General features: G+C 53.6%; 2 tRNA genes and 3 rRNA genes. All 5 read right to left on the bottom strand.

The window, feature by feature from the left end:
* The 5 genes from rrf to Q669_RS08280 all read right to left on the bottom strand — a co-directional run bounded on the left by rrf (position 1) and on the right by Q669_RS08280 (position 5,288).
* A 5S ribosomal RNA gene (gene rrf, locus Q669_RS08260) occupies positions 1 to 115 on the bottom strand.
* Between the two features lie 99 nt (positions 116 to 214).
* A 23S ribosomal RNA gene (locus Q669_RS08265) occupies positions 215 to 3,106 on the bottom strand.
* Positions 3,107 to 3,409: 303 nt separating this feature from the next.
* Positions 3,410 to 3,485 (bottom strand) — tRNA-Ala (locus Q669_RS08270).
* A gap of 96 nt (positions 3,486 to 3,581) precedes the next feature.
* Positions 3,582 to 3,658, bottom strand: a tRNA-Ile gene (locus Q669_RS08275).
* Between the two features lie 89 nt (positions 3,659 to 3,747).
* A 16S ribosomal RNA gene (locus tag Q669_RS08280) occupies positions 3,748 to 5,288 on the bottom strand.
* Together the 16S, 23S and 5S rRNA genes with 2 tRNA genes alongside form the textbook arrangement of a ribosomal RNA operon.
* Positions 5,289 to 5,409 lie beyond the last annotated feature (121 nt).

Genomic DNA, 5,409 nt, shown 5'->3' on the forward strand with positions numbered 1-5,409 from the left:
GCCTGACGATGACCTACTCTCACATGGGCAACGCCACACTACCATCGGCGCAGGTCTGTTTCACTTCTGAGTTCGGGATGGGATCAGGTGGTTCCAGACCGCTATGGTCGTCAGGCAAAACGGTTGATCACTGGGGGACGAGAAGGAACTGAGTGATGTTGATTTCGATAGAGCGGTTAGGCTCTGCGTTATCCGCAATTGTCTTGGGTGTTATATAGTCAAGCCGCACGAGCAATTAGTATCGGTTAGCTCAACGCCTCGCAGCGCTTACACACCCGACCTATCAACGTCCTGGTCTTGAACGGCTCTTCAGGAGGCTCGAGGCCTCGGGGAGATCTCATCTTGGAAGGGGCTTCCCGCTTAGATGCTTTCAGCGGTTATCCTGTCCGAACATAGCTACCGGGCAATGCCACTGGCGTGACAACCCGAACACCAGAGGTTCGTCCACTCCGGTCCTCTCGTACTAGGAGCAGCTTTCCTCAAATCTCCAACGTCCACGGCAGATAGGGACCGAACTGTCTCACGACGTTCTAAACCCAGCTCGCGTACCACTTTAAATGGCGAACAGCCATACCCTTGGGACCGGCTTCAGCCCCAGGATGTGATGAGCCGACATCGAGGTGCCAAACACCGCCGTCGATGTGAACTCTTGGGCGGTATCAGCCTGTTATCCCCGGAGTACCTTTTATCCGTTGAGCGATGGCCCTTCCATACAGAACCACCGGATCACTATGACCTACTTTCGTACCTGCTCGACGTGTCTGTCTCGCAGTCAAGCGGGCTTGTGCCATTACACTAACCGCACGATGTCCGACCGTGCTTAGCCCACCTTTGTGCTCCTCCGTTACGCTTTGGGAGGAGACCGCCCCAGTCAAACTACCCACCACACAGTGTCCTCAACCCCGATAAGGGGCCAGAGTTAGAACCTCAAACATGCCAGGCTGGTATTTCAAGGTTGGCTCCACCGGAACTGGCGTCCCGGTTTCAAAGCCTCCCAGCTATCCTACACAAGCATGCTCAAAGTTCACTGTGAAGCTATAGTAAAGGTTCACGGGGTCTTTCCGTCTAGCCGCGGATACACCGCATCTTCACGGCGATTTCAATTTCACTGAGTCTCGGGTAGAGACAGCGCCCCCATCGTTACGCCATTCGTGCAGGTCGGAACTTACCCGACAAGGAATTTCGCTACCTTAGGACCGTTATAGTTACGGCCGCCGTTTACCGGGGCTTCGATCAAGAGCTTCGCACGAATGCTAACCCCATCAATTAACCTTCCGGCACCGGGCAGGCGTCACACCCTATACGTCCACTTTCGTGTTTGCAGAGTGCTGTGTTTTTAATAAACAGTCGCAGGGGCCTGGTATCTTCGACCGGCTTCCGCTCCACCCGCAGGGGTTTCACGTACACACCGGCGTGCCTTCTCCCGAAGTTACGGCACCATTTTGCCTAGTTCCTTTACCCGAGTTCTCTCAAGCGCCTTGGTATTCTCTACCTGACCACCTGTGTCGGTTTGGGGTACGGTCTCGAATAGCCTGAAGCTTAGAAGATTTTCCTGGAAGCAGGGCATCAATGACTTCGCGCCCTTGGGCACTCGTCGTCGCGTCTCGGGATTGTGGACCCGGATTTGCCTAAGTCCACTCCCTACATGCTTAAACCGGGGCAACCGTCGCCCGGCTCACCTAGCCTTCTCCGTCTCTCCATCGCAGCTATCCAAGGTACGGGAATATTAACCCGTTTCCCATCGACTACACCTTTCGGTCTCGCCTTAGGGGCCGACTCACCCTGCGCCGATTAGCGTTGCGCAGGAACCCTTGGTCTTCCGGCGTGCGGGTTTTTCACCCGCATTGTCGTTACTCATGTCAGCATTCGCACTTCTGATACCTCCAGCATGCTTCTCAACACACCTTCGCAGGCTTACAGAACGCTCCCCTACCCCGCATACAAAGTATGCAGCCGCAGCTTCGGTGACCAGTTTGAGCCCCGTTACATCTTCCGCGCAGGCCGACTCGACTAGTGAGCTATTACGCTTTCTTTAAAGGGTGGCTGCTTCTAAGCCAACCTCCTAGCTGTCTGAGCCTTCCCACATCGTTTCCCACTTAACTGGTACTTTGGGACCTTAGCTGGCGGTCTGGGTTGTTTCCCTCTTCACGACGGACGTTAGCACCCGCCGTGTGTCTCCCGGATAGTACTCACAGGTATTCGGAGTTTGCATGGGGTTGGTAAGTCGAGATGACCCCCTAGCCCAAACAGTGCTCTACCCCCTGTGGTATTCGTCCGAGGCGCTACCTAAATAGCTTTCGGGGAGAACCAGCTATCTCCGGGCTTGATTAGCCTTTCACTCCGATCCACAAGTCATCCCCTGGCTTTTCAACGACAGTGGGTTCGGTCCTCCAGTGCCTGTTACGGCACCTTCAACCTGCTCATGGATAGATCGCCCGGTTTCGGGTCTATGCCCAGCGACTAATTCGCCCTATTCAGACTCGGTTTCCCTACGGCTCCCCTAAACGGTTAACCTCGCCACTGAACATAAGTCGCTGACCCATTATACAAAAGGTACGCCGTCACAGAACAAGTCTGCTCCGACTGCTTGTACGCATACGGTTTCAGGGTCTATTTCACTCCCCTCACAGGGGTTCTTTTCGCCTTTCCCTCACGGTACTGGTTCACTATCGGTCAGTCAGGAGTATTTAGCCTTGGAGGATGGTCCCCCCATGTTCAGTCAACGTTTCTCGTGCGCCGACCTACTCGATTTCACTGAACTCAGGTTTCGGATACGGGGCTATCACCCACTATGGCGGCACTTTCCAGAGCCTTCTCCTACCAGTTGTTCAGCTTAAGGGCTGGTCCCCGTTCGCTCGCCGCTACTTAGGGAATCTCGGTTGATTTCTTTTCCTCAGGGTACTTAGATGTTTCAGTTCCCCTGGTTCGCCTCTTACACCTATGGATTCAGTGTAAGATACCAACCCGAAGGTTGGTGGGTTTCCCCATTCAGAGATGTCCGGATCACAGCTCGTTTGCCAGCTCCCCGAACCTTATCGCAGGCTTCCACGTCTTTCATCGCCTCTGACTGCCAAGGCATCCACCGTATGCGCTTAGTTGCTTGACTATATAACCCCAAGACAACTGATCACGAATCCACACTCTTCACCAGGCAAGCCTGATTCCGAGGCATCTTCGAGACAGTCACTTGAAGCAATAGAACAACCACTTCAACGACAACACCGGATAACGCTTGAAATCGCTATCACTTTGAACATTTTCTCTCGGAGATAATGAGAGAAAAATATTCGTGTTCTATCTCGTCCAATTTGTTAAAGAGCAAATCTGACCCAGTGATCAGAAAGGAAGGCTTCATCGATATGAAACATTCGTTTCTGTACACTGCTAACCGAAGTTAGTCAGTAAAGTTTGGTGGAGCTAGGCAGGATCGAACTGCCGACCTCCTGCGTGCAAGGCAGGCGCTCTCCCAGCTGAGCTATAGCCCCAAGAAGCTATCTACAAGAATTGATCAGATCTAGGCGTCGAAGTGCGCCGCATAGCCTGCTATGCAAGTACTTCGACAACGACGAGCTGAACAATTCTGGTGGGTCTGGGTGGACTTGAACCACCGACCTCACCCTTATCAGGGGTGCGCTCTAACCACCTGAGCTACAGACCCAAAACACGGGCCTGCAACGACCCATCTGCTCTCTTTATTAGCCAACCAAGTAATTCGTGTGGACTCTGACCGAAGCATTCGGCTTCGTTTAAGGAGGTGATCCAGCCGCAGGTTCCCCTACGGCTACCTTGTTACGACTTCACCCCAGTCATGAACCACACCGTGGTAATCGTCCTCCCGAAGGTTAGACTAACTACTTCTGGTGCAATCCACTCCCATGGTGTGACGGGCGGTGTGTACAAGGCCCGGGAACGTATTCACCGCGACATTCTGATTCGCGATTACTAGCGATTCCGACTTCACGGAGTCGAGTTGCAGACTCCGATCCGGACTACGACGCGTTTTAAGGGATTGGCTCACTCTCGCGAGTTGGCAGCCCTCTGTACGCGCCATTGTAGCACGTGTGTAGCCCTGGCCGTAAGGGCCATGATGACCTGACGTCATCCCCACCTTCCTCCGGTTTGTCACCGGCAGTCTCCCTGGAGTTCTCAGCATTACCTGCTAGCAACCAGGGATAGGGGTTGCGCTCGTTACGGGACTTAACCCAACATCTCACGACACGAGCTGACGACGGCCATGCAGCACCTGTCTCAGAGTTCCCGAAGGCACCAATCCATCTCTGGAAAGTTCTCTGGATGTCAAGGCCAGGTAAGGTTCTTCGCGTTGCGTCGAATTAAACCACATGCTCCACCGCTTGTGCGGGCCCCCGTCAATTCATTTGAGTTTTAACCTTGCGGCCGTACTCCCCAGGCGGTCAACTTAGTGCGTTAGCTGCGCCACTAAGACTTCAAGAGTCCCAACGGCTAGTTGACATCGTTTACGGCGTGGACTACCAGGGTATCTAATCCTGTTTGCTCCCCACGCTTTCGCACCTCAGTGTCAGTGTTGGTCCAGGTAGCCGCCTTCGCCACTGGTGTTCCTTCCTATATCTACGCATTTCACCGCTACACAGGAAATTCCACTACCCTCTACCACACTCTAGTCTGACAGTTCGAAATGCCGTTCCCAGGTTAAGCCCGGGGCTTTCACATCTCGCTTACCAAACCACCTACGCGCGCTTTACGCCCAGTAATTCCGATTAACGCTTGCACCCTCCGTATTACCGCGGCTGCTGGCACGGAGTTAGCCGGTGCTTCTTCTGTAGGTAACGTCAAGCCTCATGGGTATTAGCCATAAGGTTTTCCTCCCTACTGAAAGTGCTTTACAACCCGAAAGCCTTCTTCACACACGCGGCATGGCTGGATCAGGGTTGCCCCCATTGTCCAATATTCCCCACTGCTGCCTCCCGTAGGAGTTCGGGCCGTGTCTCAGTCCCGATGTGGCTGATCATCCTCTCAGACCAGCTACGGATCGTCGCCTTGGTAGGCCTTTACCCCACCAACTAGCTAATCCGACTTAGGCTCATCCAATAGCGCAAGGTCCGAAGATCCCCTGCTTTCTCCCGTAGGACGTATGCGGTATTAATCCGGGTTTCCCCGGGCTATCCCCCACTACTGGGCAGATTCCTAAGCATTACTCACCCGTCCGCCGCTCGTCAGCGGGTAGCAAGCTACCCCTGTTACCGCTCGACTTGCATGTGTTAAGCCTGCCGCCAGCGTTCAATCTGAGCCATGATCAAACTCTTCAGTTTAAATCATACAAGAACCCGAAAGTTCTTAATTCTTGCTCAAGACAAAACTCAATTTCGACGAGTCACTGTCCTGATATTTCGTGTCCGAAATACCTCGGCCAGCGCCCACACGAATTACTTG

This window comes from Marinobacter sp. C1S70 (assembly GCF_000475355.1).
In the GTDB taxonomy this organism is placed as follows: Bacteria; Pseudomonadota; Gammaproteobacteria; order Pseudomonadales; family Oleiphilaceae; genus Marinobacter; species Marinobacter nauticus.